The 16,163-nt window shown below is 43.5% G+C and carries 11 protein-coding genes; 3 read left to right on the forward strand and 8 right to left on the reverse strand.

Going from position 1 to position 16,163, the window contains the following annotated elements:
* The first annotated feature begins 529 nt into the window (after window positions 1-529).
* The 3 genes from E2P86_RS11075 (at window position 530) to E2P86_RS11085 (ending at window position 4,098) form a co-directional block, all read left to right on the forward strand.
* A complete protein-coding gene (locus tag E2P86_RS11075) occupies window positions 530-2,470 on the forward strand; it encodes an oleate hydratase (RefSeq protein ID WP_085471548.1) in 1,941 nt (646 codons plus the stop codon).
* Window positions 2,471-2,586: 116 nt separating this feature from the next.
* Entirely contained in the window at window positions 2,587-3,159 is a 573-nt protein-coding gene (locus tag E2P86_RS11080; protein WP_134433002.1) for a lipocalin family protein, read from the forward strand.
* A 9-nt stretch (window positions 3,160-3,168) separates the two neighbouring features.
* Window positions 3,169-4,098, forward strand: a complete 930-nt coding sequence (locus E2P86_RS11085) for a TIGR01777 family oxidoreductase (protein ID WP_134433004.1) — start codon at window positions 3,169-3,171, stop codon at window positions 4,096-4,098.
* Here E2P86_RS11085 and E2P86_RS11090 read toward each other — a convergent pair.
* The 8 genes from E2P86_RS11090 to E2P86_RS11125 all read right to left on the reverse strand — a co-directional run bounded on the left by E2P86_RS11090 (window position 4,060) and on the right by E2P86_RS11125 (window position 16,160).
* Complete coding sequence (locus E2P86_RS11090; RefSeq protein ID WP_134433006.1) at window positions 4,060-4,578, reverse strand: N-acetyltransferase; 519 nt, start codon at window positions 4,576-4,578, stop codon at window positions 4,060-4,062. The two genes, E2P86_RS11085 and E2P86_RS11090, sit on opposite strands and share 39 nt — an antisense overlap.
* A gap of 83 nt (window positions 4,579-4,661) precedes the next feature.
* On the reverse strand, window positions 4,662-6,068 hold the full coding sequence (locus E2P86_RS11095; RefSeq protein ID WP_134433008.1) for an aminotransferase-like domain-containing protein: 1,407 nt from the start codon (window positions 6,066-6,068) through the stop codon (window positions 4,662-4,664).
* 165 nt (window positions 6,069-6,233) lie between these two features.
* Window positions 6,234-8,123 carry a RagB/SusD family nutrient uptake outer membrane protein gene (locus tag E2P86_RS11100; RefSeq protein WP_085471543.1) on the reverse strand — a complete coding sequence of 630 codons (1,890 nt, stop codon included), beginning with the start codon at window positions 8,121-8,123 and terminating at the stop codon, window positions 6,234-6,236.
* A gap of 12 nt (window positions 8,124-8,135) precedes the next feature.
* On the reverse strand, window positions 8,136-11,471 hold the full coding sequence (locus E2P86_RS11105) for a TonB-dependent receptor (RefSeq protein WP_134433010.1): 3,336 nt from the start codon (window positions 11,469-11,471) through the stop codon (window positions 8,136-8,138).
* Between the two features lie 178 nt (window positions 11,472-11,649).
* A complete protein-coding gene (locus tag E2P86_RS11110) occupies window positions 11,650-12,825 on the reverse strand; it encodes a FecR family protein (protein WP_134433012.1) in 1,176 nt (391 codons plus the stop codon).
* A gap of 71 nt (window positions 12,826-12,896) precedes the next feature.
* Entirely contained in the window at window positions 12,897-13,469 is a 573-nt protein-coding gene (locus E2P86_RS11115; protein WP_085471540.1) for an RNA polymerase sigma factor, read from the reverse strand.
* Between the two features lie 236 nt (window positions 13,470-13,705).
* Window positions 13,706-14,830: a TlpA disulfide reductase family protein gene (locus tag E2P86_RS11120; protein WP_134433014.1), complete on the reverse strand. Its 1,125-nt coding sequence runs from the start codon at window positions 14,828-14,830 to the stop codon at window positions 13,706-13,708.
* Window positions 14,823-16,160, reverse strand: coding sequence for a RagB/SusD family nutrient uptake outer membrane protein (locus E2P86_RS11125; protein WP_134433016.1), 1,338 nt, complete (start codon window positions 16,158-16,160; stop codon window positions 14,823-14,825). The genes E2P86_RS11120 and E2P86_RS11125 overlap by 8 nt, the downstream gene beginning before the upstream one ends.
* Between the last annotated feature and the right edge of the window lie 3 nt (window positions 16,161-16,163).

Consider the following 16,163-nt stretch of genomic DNA (forward strand, 5'->3'; position numbering starts at 1 on the left):
GAACGAGATATAAGGAGGAATTTATGACCTGTAGTTCGTTTACCTACATGCTTCGTAGATCCCTCCACTCTCGGGATGACGATTTGCCTACTGGAACAAGACTTACACTATATAGAGCACAAGAAATTTTCATTTTATACCGCTTACAAAGCTTCTGGCTATCCTTAACCACTCCATGTCGCCTGAGGAATATTTGCTCCTGTACAAACTTGTCTATGCACAGCCCATCCCTGCAAATATTCCTAGCGACGAGTTTTGCTTACTTTTTCGGCAAAAAGTAAGATGCCTGGCCGGCATAGAGGCCGTAGTTGGGCTAACAAGTTAGAGAGTTAAGAAGTGAAGTGAGATTAGAGGGTTAAGGTGCTTCGTAGATCCCTCCACTCTCGGGAGGATGAAACAGGATAAAATCAGAAAAAAAATTCTATATCATTATTAAGGTAGTGTTATATTTTTTCTATTTTAACCACCAAACTTTCATGTAGAGAAAAAATAGATTAAATTTAAGTTGTTAATAATAAAATATTTAACAATGAAAAAATCTACATCGAAATTCGACAAAGTCTTGAACAGTTCGAGACAATTCGGAAAGGTAAACCACGAACCTGACTCGAGCAAAGAAATCCAGATCAATACCCCCGAAAAAACAATGCCCTTTTCGGATCAGATCGGAAACTATCAGCGCAACAAAGGAATTCCCTCCAAATCCTTTGACAACAGCAAAATCTACATCGTTGGAAGTGGTATTGCAGGCATGGCTGCCGCCTATTATTTTATACGTGATGGACACATTCCGGGAAAAAATATCATCTTCCTAGATCAACTCCATGTGGAAGGTGGTTCCTTAGACGGCGCGGGAAATGCAAAAGAAGGTTATATTATTCGTGGTGGACGCGAAATGGACATGACCTATGAAAATCTATGGGATCTCTTCCAAGATATTCCAGCCCTCGAGCTGCCTGCACCATATAGTGTGTTGGACGAATACCGCCTCGTGAATGATAACGACCCCAATTATTCCAAATCCCGCTTGATACACAAACAAGGTCAAGTGCAGGATTTTAGCAAATTTGGAATCGAGAAAAAGGATCAACTCGCCATCATCAAATTACTGCTCAAGAAAAAAGAAGAACTAGATGATCTAACTATTGAAGATTATTTCAATGATTCCTTTCTGAACAGTAACTTTTGGTACTTCTGGCGTTCTATGTTCGCCTTTGAGAACTGGCACAGCTTGTTGGAACTCAAACTATATATGCATCGCTTTCTCCATGCTATTGATGGGATGAAAGACTTTTCTTGCCTTGTATTCCCTAAATATAACCAGTTTGATAGCTTTGTCACACCCTTAAAAAATTTCTTGGTCGACAAAGGCGTACAGATCCAATTCAACACACTCGTAGAAGACCTGGATATTCAAATTTCAGGAACAACGAAAGTTGTCCAGCATATCCTAACCAAACAAGACGGTAAGACCGTTAAAATCGCTGTTGGGCCCGAAGACTTTGTGATTGCGACAACGAGCTCCATGACAGAAAGCACCTTTTATGGCACAAATGATACAGCTCCGAATATTACCATCGATAATAAAAGTGGTAGCGAGAGCGATGGCTGGAAGCTATGGAAAAACTTGGCTACCAAATCAGACGTTTTTGGTCGGCCACACAAATTTTATAGCGATATTAAAAAATCATCTTGGGAGTCCGCAACCTTAACATGTCGACCTTCTGCGTTTGTCGAAAAGCTAAAAGAACTCTGTGTCAATGACCCCTACTCGGGCAACACGGCAACGGGCGGGATTATTACCATTACCGATTCCAATTGGTTGATGAGCTTTACCTGTAACAGACAGCCTCACTTTCCAACCCAGCCAGATGATATCCTTGTGATTTGGGTATATTCTCTCTTTATGGATAAAAAAGGTAATCATGTTCAAAAAACAATGCCCGAATGTACCGGAAATGAAATCCTGTCTGAGCTATGTTACCATCTAGGTATTAGCGATCAACTGGACAATGTCATTGAAAATACCATCGTACGCTCCTCTTTCATGCCTTATATCACTTCCATGTTTATGCCACGTGCCCAAGGTGATCGCCCGCGTGTTGTGCCCGAAGGATGCACCAACCTCGGTTTAGTGGGACAGTTTGTAGAAACAAACAATGATGTGGTATTTACGATGGAGAGTTCTGTGCGTACGGCAAGGATTGCTGTATACGAGTTGCTTAATCTAAACAAACAGGTTCCAGATATTAATCCGTTACAATACGATATCCGTCATCTCTTAAAAGCCACCCAGGCATTGAATGACTATAAACCGTTCCTAGGCGAAGGTTTCTTACGGAAAATCCTCAAAGGAACTTACTTCGAACATATACTGGTAGAACGGAAAGAGGAAAAAGAAGAACATGAATCATTCCTCACCGAACAGCTTTCAAAACTGAAGGACTGGATAGGCACCTTTAGAAACTAGGTTTCCTGAATATCAAAAAAACTCATTACTTTTAGGGAGAATAACGCAAATCATCACGAGGCAGGTTATTCTCTCTTTTGCTTTACCGGATTTTTTTACACTAAAAACAATCAGTAATGAAAAACGCACATAGAATCACAACATACCTCTTCCTTATTAGCACTGTACTAGCAGTTTTTGCCTCCTGTTCTTCATCCAAGCCTGAAAAAGCCATCCCTGTTACAAATTTTGACGTCAATCGTTATTTAGGTACCTGGTATGAAATCGCTCGATTTGACTTCCGTTTTGAAAAGGATCTCGATAATACATCGGCGCAGTACAAGCTGGATGATGCCGGAAATGTAATCGTCCTGAACAGTGGTTACAATTACAAAAAGAACACCTGGGAGAAAGCCGATGGTCTCGCTAAATTCAGAGGCGATAAAAGCACGGCCGCACTAAAGGTTAGTTTTTTCGGTCCTTTTTATTCGGGATACAATGTCATTTCGATGGACGATAATTACCAGTATGCTTTGATCGCGGGTAAAAATTTGGACTACCTCTGGATTCTTGCACGGGAAAAAACTATCCCAGACGATGTTAAAGCAAATTTCCTTAAGGTTGCACAGGAAATCGGCTATGACACGAACCGATTGATCTGGGTGAAACAGGATCGAACGAACAACCCGTACCTTCAAGATAGAAAATAAGAGGTATTTATGACTAAGACTATACTACTCGTTGGTGGCACCGGCTTTATTGGGAAGCATCTTATTACGCATTTGACCGTTTTAGGCTATTCCCTCCACGTCTTAAGCCGGAGCGAACGCAGTAGCGACAACCAATTGGTGCGTTATTACACTTGGAATATGGAGACCGGTTATATAGATGCCCAAGCTTTTGACAGGGTATCTACGATTATCAATATGACTGGCGCCAATATCGGCGAAAAGCGTTGGACCGCCAAACGCAAAAGCGAGATTATAGAAAGTCGCGTCAAGTCTTTGAACGTACTCTATCACTATATTGAGAAATACAAACTACCTATCGACACGTTGATTTCCTCTTCTGCCGTAGGTTTTTATGGCGCTATTACGCGGGAAGATATATTTACAGAAGAGTCGCCCAGTGGAACCGATTTTCTGGCGACCACTTGCCGGCAATGGGAGAACGCAGCGGAGCGATTTGCTGACTTAGGGGTTAAAACCATCATTCTCCGCAAAGGAGTCGTTATCGGTCCAGATGGTGGGATGTACCACAAACTAGCGCCTCTTGCGAAGCTAGGTATTAACACCACCTTAGGCAGTGGCAAGCAGTACCTACCATGGATCGATGTTCGCGACCTGGTGCAGATATACAGCTTTCTATTGGTCCAAAATCCACCCTCAGGTGTTTTCAACGCAACCGCCTCTGCGCACATTACCCTAAACGATTTCTCTAAAGCACTGCTCCGTGCTGTCGGCAAAAGGAGTATTTTGCCTAATGTCCCCGCCTTCCTTATCAAACTGTTGTTGGGAGAAATGTCCATCATGTTGCTCGAAGGTTCCCGCGTCAGTAATGAAAAAATCAAAAGCGCAGGTTTTCAATTCAGCTATGATACACTCGAGAAATCACTCGAGAGCCCTGCGCACCAGAAAAACAGAAGCTAGCGGCAAATCGCCTAAAACAGAACTTCCCTCCTGCTGCACAAAACCATGCTCCTCCAAGAGCTCCAACACAGGGTGGTCCACATACTCCTGGACCCATATATTTTCATACGAACGACACACAGAAAGGCACTTATCCAGCAAAGCCATATATACAGCTGAGGTATTGTATTTAGCTAAGATACCAAAATCGGCAATACGTATGGAACGTCCCCCTTGAAGCGATGCAGGCTTTTGTCCTTTGGATGTAATCCGTGCATAGCCTGCTGCACGCCCATCAACATACACCACCAGCCATTGATTGGACATACTGTTGAGCTCCATGACAAGTTTTTCCTTGGTAAGTTCCTGTCGCATATGATTGTCCAATACGTCTGGCGCTAACAGAGGTCCCAGCTTTTCTACGGTGAGTGCTTGCGTAAGCTCCATTAATACGTCTACCCCTTGCTCGGTAGCTACTGTAAATTTGGTAATAATTTCCATCGCTATATGTGATCTAATGCTCCAAATCTAGCAAGCATCACACAGAAAGAAGCATACAGTTTAAGCACATTACAACGATACAGTTAGGCGCCCATCGCCTGCCCGACAGCCCGTATCGCTTCGATCTTCTGTGCGGAGAGACGGTCTGCAAAGACAATCCTAAAACAAGAATCATACTGGGTTGAGAACGAGAAAGTATATCCCGGTGTAAACTGTACCCTCCACTTTTCACATTGCCTATAAAAGAGATCCATATCCGTATCCTTGGGCAGCTTCACCCAGCCATTAAATCCGCCCGAGGGCGTAACAAAAGATGTCCCTTTGGGAAAGCTATCGGCCAAGATATGAGTAACCTGATACGCATTTTTCGCCAGCTGCATCTTAAACGCCCGAAGATGGCGATCGTAACTTGTTCCCGACAAAAGACGCTTCATCACTTCTTGATAGATAGGCGAAACAGTACTGCCTAGCGTAAATTTAATTTGTTCGGCACGCTCCGTAAATCGACCTGCCGCCAACCAGCCCAAGCGAATACCTGGAGACACGGTCTTGGCGTATGAGGAATAAGAAAGTACCAAACCGCGCTTATCCAACGCCTTTAACGGCAGGGGGCGCTGCCCGTGGAAGCCTAAGTCTCCATATACATCGTTTTCAATAATAGCCACGTCATAGCGGTCAGCCACAGCCAGCAAAGCCTCCCTCTGGTCGTGAGAAAGTATCGTTCCCGTAGGATTATGATAATTAGGCGTAACGATAACCGCCTTTATGGCATTCTTGTCGCAGGCTCTTTGCAGCATATCCACATCAAAGCCCTCCTGTGCATCAACAGGGATCTCGATGACTTTTAACCGCAGCACCCGTATCACTTCGAGCATCGAAAAGACGCACGGACTTTCTATGGCCACAAGGTCTCCTGCCTCACACACGCTTGCTAAAGCGATATGCAAAGCCTGCAGAGCACCATCGGTAATGATCAACTCTTCCATACGGATGGGTGTACGATAGAGTGCCGCACGCTCCATGATCTTCGCTTTTAGTTCAGGGTCTCCGTCAAACGGATAATAGCGCAATAATCCAGCACCCTCTTCACGAACCACCTGCTGCATCGTGCGCAACAATAGTTTCTGGGGCATAACCACATCGCCCGGAGCAGCCACATGAAAGGCCGATTGATGACGTTGGTCTCGACGAACAGTAGTCGCCTCTAAGTGATTCCTAAATACGGGATCATGAACCACGATTAAAGGGGACACACGATCCGTAGAAATAAGTGCTGGTCGGGTGCTAACGAAATAGCCGGACTGCGGTATACTCTCTACTAAACCTAAAAGAACCAGATGTTCATAGCCCTTTTGTATCGTACTCATACTCATCTGGTACCTTTCCTTCAACATACGGACTGACGGAAGCTTCTGCCCTGCCTTAAGAACACCTTCCCTAATATCTCTCTCGATCTCTGCCGTAAATATTTCGAACTTGTACCCGCGCATATCTGTACCCCTTGTTTGTAAAAAATTAGACCCCTGTACTGCAAATCTAACTAAAATTAGAGACGATAAAAGCACCCCACCCTTTTCCATAAAAAATGGCACCTAAAGGAAATCACTATTGTGACCTCCCTAGGCACCACCTTTACGACTACCAAATTACTATATCTAGTATCCTGGGTTTTGTACCAGGTTATAGTTGGTATTCAGCTGATCTAGCGGAATAGCCAACCAATAGGTCTTTGGACTTTCAAATACACGCACACCACCCTCTTTCATCGGTTTAACTTGATAGAAATCATTCTGCGTTTTACCGGCCAAATTCCAGGACTTCTGCTCGCGGGTCATCTCAATATGAGCAATCTTCCAACGGCGGATATCATGAAAGCGTCTCCCTTCCATAAAAAACTCGATCGAACGCTCCTGCTGCAGTACTTTACGCAATGATTCACCGCTAGGGATGCCGCCTACAATTGCCCAAGAAGCCTCAAAATTAGGAAGCCCAGCTCTGCGACGCACCTTATTAAGGTAGGTAAGGCTCTGCGCACTTAAACTCCCATTGTACTCGAAGTCCGCCTCCGCATAGTTAAGGTATAGCTCCGCCAAACGCAACAATGGAATCTGGTACTTATTGGAAGTAATGACATCGCTTGTTGCATTATACGAATCCACCTTAGAGATCCATTTTTGGCAATAATAGCCATTATCCGATTGGTATTCATTTTTAGGATCTCCATCATTCTGTTGCATCTCGCCCCGACGACTACGAATGGTAATGGTTCCACCATTGATTTGATAACTGCCGCGATCAAAACCCACCGATGCGTAGAATCGAGGTTCTCTATTACGGTTCAATAGGGCCGTACTATCGCCAGGCGCCACCGTGTATAAGTTGAGGTTCTTTGTCAAAGGATCTACATCCATCGGAAGTCCGTTCTTGGAATAATAACTATGGATACAATCCCAAGTTGGGAATACATAGCCCCGGAACCCTTTACTTGAATACGTCTTAAACCCAATCCGAGGTGCTATGTTACGGATCGTATAGGCAACAGAAGCTTGGTTTCCGAAGCCAAATAAGATCTCATCGGTATTCCAAAATGAGCCCGACCCTTCGCCAACAAATGTGGAGTGGTAGTTTTGAATACCGCGTTCCATATCGGGCTTATTCGTTGCACTCGGACTTTCGTACAGCTTGTAACCATTCGACTCACAGTAATCGATCGCTTCTTTGGCCGTAAGCATCGCCAAGCGCCATTTCTCTTTATCAAATTGTTGCGGAATGAGGTTCTGTCCATCTTCGTTCTTAAAGCCCGCATAGAAATCCGAATTGCCATTCACTAAGGGCGATGCAGCATAAAGCAGCAACCGTGCCTTTAGTCCCATGGCAGAAGCTATCGTTGCGCGCCCCAACTCATCGTTCCCCCAACTGTTCGGTAAATATTGTACCGCTTCATTATATTTCCCCACAATAAAGTCTACACACTCGTTGTACGGTCTTCTTTTCAAGTATACGTCTTCGTCTCCCGCATTCAAGGGGATCTCCCCTTGTACGAGAACTGTAGGGCCATAGTATTCCAATAAGATCTGGTGGTAATAAGCAATTAAGAAATACGCTTCTCCCTTCCAATGCTTTAGATTCTCTGGCGTAATATCAGGTACTTTATCAATATTGGCAATGAGGTTGTAACAGTTACGGATGGATTCGAAGATATTATAGCGCCACGCACCTGTTGGAAAGGTCGAAACGGTAGACCATAAACCATAATAGGTACTGCTGGATGATTCTAACCCGTAAATCAAGCTTTTATACGTGAAATACCGAACAGAACCATAATAGCCTGAAATAAAATCACCTCCAGCAAACATATCAGGCATTACTTGAAGGTTAAAGCGATCTGGCATGCTACCATACAGGGTGTATACGAAACGTTGTGTTTGTAGTTGTGTACGGTAGATATCCTGAATGGTTGCCTTTCCTTCGGGCACCACATCTAAGTATTTATTGCAGGAGGTCAATAGCAATAGACCTGTAATAATAAGTTTTAACTTTTTCATCTTACGTATTCGTTAAAATTGACACTGTATACCCATTTTCGCCGTGCGCTGCAACGGATACTTCAACCCATTGCCATCTCCCATTTCTGGATCCCAGTATTTAAAGGAATGCAGGGATAGCAAGTTTGCTCCGGAGACATACATTCGGATCGTTTTATTGAACCGGAATCCCATCTCGGCATACTTTAATCTGATGTAGCTCGCATCTTTAACCCAGAAATCAGAACTTTGGATGTTGTTGACATTCCACGTAGAGCTCAGCCGTGGGTAAGCCGCGTCAATATTTTGGTTTTCTTCCGACCAGTGATCATCAGCGATATATTGTGTGATATTAAACCCAAATCGGCCGGCGTCAACAAATGGATGCATATTGTTCATCCGCAAGGAAACTCTATTTGCCCCTTGAATTAAGAAAGAAAGGTCAAATTTCTTGTAGGATAATGCGCCATTGAAGCCGTAAATGATCTCTGGAATGGTGGGATAGCCCAATGCAGTAATATCATTCCCGTTGATACGATTATCGCCATTCAGATCTTTATATTTAATATCACCGGGTTTATAGGTGGAGAACTCTTGTGTTGAACTGTTATCAATATCTTGTTGATTGGCAAAAAGTTTATCTGATACCAACCCATAAATGGTATTGATCGGCCGCCCGATTACGGATGTATACGGATATAATAAACGAGGTTCATCTTTTGCTACGACCTCATTATGCGCATATGTAAAGTTACCTGTTGCCGAGAAACTGAACTGGTTGGCATAACTGCGCTTATAGGAAACCGTAAAATCAACGCCATTGTTCTTGACCTTTCCGATATTGGCATAAGGCGTTGTGCCGGCAAGACCTACCGATGTTGGAAGGGACAAGCGTTGCATGAATATACCAGAACGGTTTTCATTAAAATAATCAATGGTGAGGCTGAATGCTTTTGCTATTTCTACATCCAAACCAATATTTGCTTTCTTTGCCTGCTCCCAGGTAGCGTCTTCGTTTCCGACAATAGACACCTTCGGTCCGCTGGTGGATGAAAAGTTAATACCCTTGTAAAAGTTCAACGCATTACTCATCGTTACCGTTGTCAGGTACGGAAACCGAGAACTTAAAGCATCGTTTCCGGACAAACCATACGAAGCTCTAATTTTCAGTAGGTTAATTGTATTTTTAAGTCCTTTAAAATAGGGTTCATTGGAGATTAGATACCCCACCGCTGCCGATGGAAAAAAGCCATACCGTTTTCCGGATATAAAGTTCTCCGAGCCATTGTAGCCGAAGTTAACCTCTGTAAAGTATCGTGTATCGTAGTTATAGGTTAAACGGCCAGCCAATCCCTGTTGGCGAAATGGGAGGATATCGTTTTCTTCCGCTTCCGGCGTGTTCTTTACCTGTTCTTTGGCGTGCATAACCACCATACCATTGACTTCATGGCGTCCAAAAGTGCGATCGTAATTCACAGATCCTTGGACCGAGTATTCGCGATGCCCCGCACGGCCCACAGAGGATGTTAGGTATGTACTTCCCGGAGTGCCGATACTTTCGGTCGTAAAATTGTACGTACCATCCGGATTTACCGTATAATTATCGTTTACCTTAAAGTAGAACGGCGTGAAGGTCCGATATGTCCCCGAATAGGTGTAATTGTAAAAGGATGTTAGAAATTTAGCGCTCAAACCTTTCACCAACGATCCAAGGTCTTGATCGACGTTAAGTACCGTGGTGAGGTAGGAATAATACCGGTTTCCATATCCTTTACTGAGCAATGCATATGGGTTCAGGTCAATCGGACCAACATCCCACGATGTATTATTTCCATACCGCACAAAGGTATCCCCCTCTTCGGCGGGCAATGTTGCCGGGAAACGAACGGGATTGGCGCGCATGGTGTAGTAAAATAAATCGGTCACATCTTCTTGCGGACGATCGTTGTACCACAGCTGTGTATTCATCTTAAGGCCAATACGTGTACTCTTAGTCACATCTGAAGACACATTACTCTGGAACAAGAACTTTCTGTTGTTGATCCCTGTATCGTAGTTTCCTTCCTTCGGTTCCTTGATTATACCATTCTCGTTAAAGATCGACGTATTCAAGAAATAGTCCACTTTCTTCGTTCCCCCCGTAAGATTGAAGTTAAAGTTTTGGTTCATGCTAAAGTCCTTAAATAGCATATCATACCAGTTATTATCTGGAAAGATATAGGGATTCAGCTTATTCCGCGTCCCGTCTATTTTCTCTTGTGAATAGAACGGAACATAGGTCTGATTGGCGGGGGTACTGTTCTTCACCGCTTCATTATAGTTCTCCATGTAGGTCACCCCGTCTGCAATCTTTTGGACAAAAGTAGGCATAGAAACCGTGTTATCTAAACGGACATTAATCAACATCTTCTCTGTGTTGCGTCCAGATTTGGTATTGATGATAATGACCCCGTTTGCCCCACGACTACCATAGAGTGCGGTTGCCGTTGCGTCCTTTAGGATGGAAAAGGACTCGATCGACTCGGGTGGTATGTTGTTTAACATGGTCGAGTTTATCTCGACACCATCCAAGACAATCAATGCCGTGCGGTTAGATCCAAAAGTAGAAATACCGCGGATGTAGAAATTCGCTTGGTCATACCCCGGCTCGCCCGAAGGCTGGCTTGCAATAATGCCGGGAATATTTCCCGCGAAGGCCGTACTCAGGTTACTCGATGTTGTTTTCAGGTCGTCCGGCTTTACGGACTGCACCGCACCGACCACACTAATCTTCTTTTGTGTACCAAAACCGACCACGACCACTTCCTCTAAATCACTAACAGTCGATTTAAGCGTAATGCTGTGCTCCTTATCGCTATCGATGGCAACCTCTTGGCTTTCGAAACCAATAGCGGTGATTACCAAGACAGCCGAAGGCTTATTGTGCTTCAAGCTAAAATATCCCTGTGAGTTGGTTGTTGTGGCATCCGTGGCCTGCTTAATCTTTATACTAGCCCCACCGATTGGCGTGCCTTTATCAGACATGACCTTACCTTTGAACAGGTAAGATTGCATTTTTTTCAACTCCTCGGTGTTTTGTTTTTTCACCACGAGTACGGTGGTTCTATCAATCTCAAAATCGAGTGCTAAACTTCGAAATAAATCTGTTAACACCACATCTAAGCTGCTGTTCTTGGCTTGTACCGTTACTTTACGATTTTTGTCTAAGAGATTGCTATTATACAAAAAGTCGAAGCCCGTTTGATTTTGAATTTCCGAAAACACAGCTTTTATAGGTTGGTTTTGAAAATTCAGCGTAACACGTTGTCCATATAGCTCGGCTTTTACCTGTGTGGTAAAAATGAGCAGAAAAATGACTGCAATCTTCATAATCACGATGCATTTAATCCAGGTTCTAGGCGGAAAGCTCCGCTTTTTATCAGTTATTTTATACATTTGTTCATATTGTTTGGTTAGTAATAGTCTTTAGCGAGTACTATTAGGATTTGACTGAATAATTCTTTGCGGAAGTGTTGGTAGCACTTCCGTTTTTTTGTAGGTTATATTTCTATTTCATAACAATCACCCTCCTATTCTCAATTTTAAATTTATACGATGATATTTTTTCGAGCTGCCGAAGCACATCTGATAACTTCTCGGTTCGCTTGATGGACCCCGAAAATCGATCGTTGGATTGGTAGCGAACATCCGAACCATCGATTTGGTACCAATCGTTCAGCTTGTCCAGCACTTGATGTATATTATCTTCCGCAAAGCTAAATCGGCCGTTTTTCCACGCTAACACCTCACTGTTATTGCTTTTTTGAACGGTGAAATTATTCTTTGCAACATCGTAAAGGGCTTGTTCTCCAGGACGTAACGCCGCGTGCTGATCCTGGTAATCGATCTGCACTTTTCCGGTTATAAGGCTCGTAATCATATAGTTTGGGGTATAGCAGTTAACATTAAACTCCGTACCCAGGACCTGAATCTGTTGTCCACCTCCTGCTACGGTAAACGGACGGCTCTTATCATGCTTCACACTAAAATAGGCTTCCCCTTGAATATGGACATGCCGTTTTTGGGCTGCAAAAGTACTTGGGTAACGAATCGTACTGTTGGAATTAAGGTATACGATACTGCTATCGGAAAGGACCAGTTTGGCGGTGGCCCCTTTTGGATTGGAAAATGTTATTTCTTCTTGCTCCCTGCCTGGAACAGGTTTGCTCCGAAAGACAACTTCATTGTTTTCATCAACGCGTACTTCGAGCCCCAAGTCGTGATAGGTACGCGATTTATCGCTATGGATCTCCTCTTTTTTTCCGCCTGAAGAGGAAACTATGATACCAATATTTTGCGGTAATATCACATCGTTCACCACCAACTGATCGGACTGTAATTCTTTTTTATCCAAGGTAAAAGGGAAAAAGTAGAAGATCAATGATACTGCAGCAGCTGCGGTTGCCAACGCGATCACCACTTTGCGCGTAATACGGCGGCCTATAGGACGTACTTTACGATCCTCCTCGAGCGCTACTTTTACGCGCTGAAAAATAAGTTTTTCCTTAAAGGCATATAGATCCAATGCTACAGCAGTATCTTCGGGTTGCACCTCCTCCATCAACAATAGAAAATCTTCTTCGCTAAGCTTATCCATAGCTTGGATCAGCGTATTCAGTTGATCTTTGGTTAGGGTATGGTCAAAATATTGCCTAAAGAGGTCGTGTATATGGTGCTCGTTCATAAATGGTTTCTGTTTTGGTATAAACAGAACACCATAAAAAAATAAATGGTCTAGTCCTTTTTACTTTTTTTCTAAAAATTACAGAATAACAGGAGAACGAGCAGATCTGCTTTTCGTATTTTGGACTTAATAACCTTGGAAGCTACGACTAAATGGTTCCTAACGGTGCTGTTCGAAATTCCTAATTTGTTTGCTATTTCCTCATACGAGAGCCCTTCGATTTTATTTAACAAGAATACTTCCTGCTGCTTGGGAGGCAAAATTTGAATAATCCGCTGCAGGTGGTCCAGACCATCTCGACATATAATTACTTTCTCCGAATCATAATGTGGGGTCGTGAAATGTGTCCAAAGTCGTTCGAAAGCTTCTTGCGATCTTTTTATTCCCCGTAGTTTATTATAGGCTTCCCGCCTGGTCAGCACCAAGATAAAATTCCATAAGTTACTTTCATCCAGAAGTTGATCGCGGTATTTCCATAATTTAATAAATACCTCTTGGACAATATCGTCGCTCCACCCGGTGTCTTTCATTAAGATGAGTGCATTTTTATAGACTCGCGAAGCATATTTCTCGAAAACAACCTGAAAAGCATGTTCATCATTACTTTTCAATAATTGGATTAACTTCAGATCCTCTGAACCCATATCAATCAAAAATCTAGGTGGTATAATTAATCCGAATATACAAACTATTTTGATTCAGCGGCACGTTATCTCCCAGAGTAAAAGAATATTTTTTGATTTGACCTAGTAATTAATAAAAAAAATCAAAAAAAGAGCACGTAAAATTTTTCATTTTTTTTCGGGAGAATAAAAAGCCCCACAACCGTTTAGCGGTGTGGGGCGTATTTGTTAGTTAATAAATTGGTAATTGTAGTGTTTTAATTGCTTCCCAACAGCTCGGCAAGCTTCTTTTCAAGCTCTTCACCATGCAACCTTGCAGCAACGATCCGTCCTTCGGGATCTATCAGGTAGTTTTGTGGTACAGCGCGGATTGCATACCGTAAAGCTGCCTTATTTTTGAAATAGTTCAGATCGGACAAGTTGGTCCAGGTCAGACCATCATTCGCTATCGCTTGTATCCAAGCCTCTTTTTTATGATCTAAGGAGACCCCGACAATCGTGAAATTTTTGTCCTTGTATTTTGCATACGCTTTAACCAGGTTTGGGTTGTCCTGTCGGCACGGCTTACACCACGATGCCCAAAAGTCCAACAACACATACCGACCTCTAAAGTCCGACAACCGAACCGTATTGCCCGTTGCGTCTGTCTGCTCAAAATCTGGTGCCATCGAGCCGACTTTAATCTCCTTAGCTGCCTCAATCTGGTTTTTAAACTCTACCCCCTCTTTACTGGATTTAATCCGAGCGCTCAACCCTTCAAAAAGCGGTTCGATCTTCACGACATCGAGCTCACCCGAACTCAGGAAGTTTAATGCCAGCAAGCTAAAATAAGAATCTGGATAGGATTCGATATACGTTTCATACCGCGTACCAATCGTACTATACAATGCCTCTCTCTTTTCTTCTAGCATTTTCTTCAAGTTCGGATCATCCGTGGCTCGTGCCGCACGTGCCAGCTTACTCATCTCGCCCAAAGCAATTGTTTCTTTGAAAATAAGATATTCTTTATTGAGATTTCCTTGTGTAATCACGGCATTGACCATCGAATCCTTGCTCTGCAAGAGCACCGTACCGGGCTCCAAATAAAAGTCCTTGGAATCATGAACCATACTTTTTTCACCTTCGTTATGAACCAAACGAAGGGTTGCCGGCATAACTTCACTAAACTGAACCTTAAATTGGAAGTTCCCTTTCTTGAGGTATGTCGAATCGCGGAAAACGGTACCGTTTACCACATAGCTCAGCATCAGTTTCTGTCCCGTTCCCTTCCCTACGGTTCCCTTGATTACAGCTTTATGTTGTGCCGAGATTAATCCCGGCAAACTTAACAGCGCTAGGAAAAACAAACGTTTTCCTAGGGCGCCCCAATTTTTATTAATCATAACCTTCGTTTTGTGTTAAGTTAAAATTCATTTGTCTTTCTCTACGTGGAATCGGATACAGGGCATCTGTATCTTGCCAGTATTCGGGTTTCAACGCGCCGATAACAGCACTGACTTTGTTTGTACGCTTCAGGTCGAACCAACGGTGGCTCCATTCGCCAAACAGTTCCCGACGGCGTTCATCCGCAATAGAAGCTAAAGCTTGATCCTTAGATGCCATTGCGATATCATCTACTTTGGCACGTTTACGAATCTTATTTACATCGGCCGCTGCACCGCTCAAATTATTAAGGTAGACTCTTGCTTCGGCGCGAATAAAGTATTGCTCCGAGATACGCAACACCACGTCAAACTCATCTCCCACGCCCGTACGCACCTTATACTTGTGCATAAATGGGTATCCCGCGGAGGTACCGATCCAAGCCGCTTTACGGGCATCCTTTTCTTCATAAAGGCTCAATAAAGTCGGGTGTATAATAATACTTGGAACTGTTCCAGGCGTAGGAACACTGTTCAACCCCGGTGTAGTATACCCTGCATAAGAAACATCAAAAGCGAAAATGGCATCCACACTCGTGTTCTTCCCGAAAACCGTATTTAGATTCTCCGATAAAATATAGGTACTGGATTGGTCAATCACCTGTGAGGCTAAACGCTCCGCTTCGGGATAATCACCTAAATAAAGCTTAACCCGTGCTAACAAAGCTGTTGCCGCCCACTTATTGGCTCGATCGCGCTTTTTTGCAGGATATTCAACCGGCAGGAGCTCAACTGCTTTTTCCAGATCACTCACAATTTGCTTATAAACAGTCTCCTTGGCCGTCCGTGGTGCCAGCTCCGTTTCCTCAATGTGGGTCGATAACACCAGCGGCACATCCCCATAAAGGTTAACGAGATAAAAATAAGATAATGCACGAATGAAGAAAGCCTCTCCCATCGCCTGATTCTTCACTGTTTCTAAGAAAGGTGCTGCCGGAACTCCCTCAATAATTGCTGTAGAACGGTATACCCCGACATACAGATCCGACCAAGTTGTCCCTACACTTTCATCGTTGGAGACCAAACTATTGTTTTTATATGGATCATATCCTGCCACCGTCGCGCTCAAATCATCGGCTTGCATACCGTTGTTCAAGGAAAGCATACCAATGCTGTTGGCATTGCCAGCGTTGTACATCCCCGCAATAGCGGCTTGTAATCCGGACACATCTTGAAACACCACTTTGGTTTCTACGGCATCCTTCGGGTTTCCTACATCCAACCACTTTTCACAACTTGTGAACAAAGCGCAGGTTACTAGAAGAGTTATATATAGCGTTGATTTTTTCATAAG

This window comes from Sphingobacterium psychroaquaticum (assembly GCF_004421025.1).
In the GTDB taxonomy this organism is placed as follows: Bacteria; Bacteroidota; Bacteroidia; order Sphingobacteriales; family Sphingobacteriaceae; genus Sphingobacterium; species Sphingobacterium psychroaquaticum.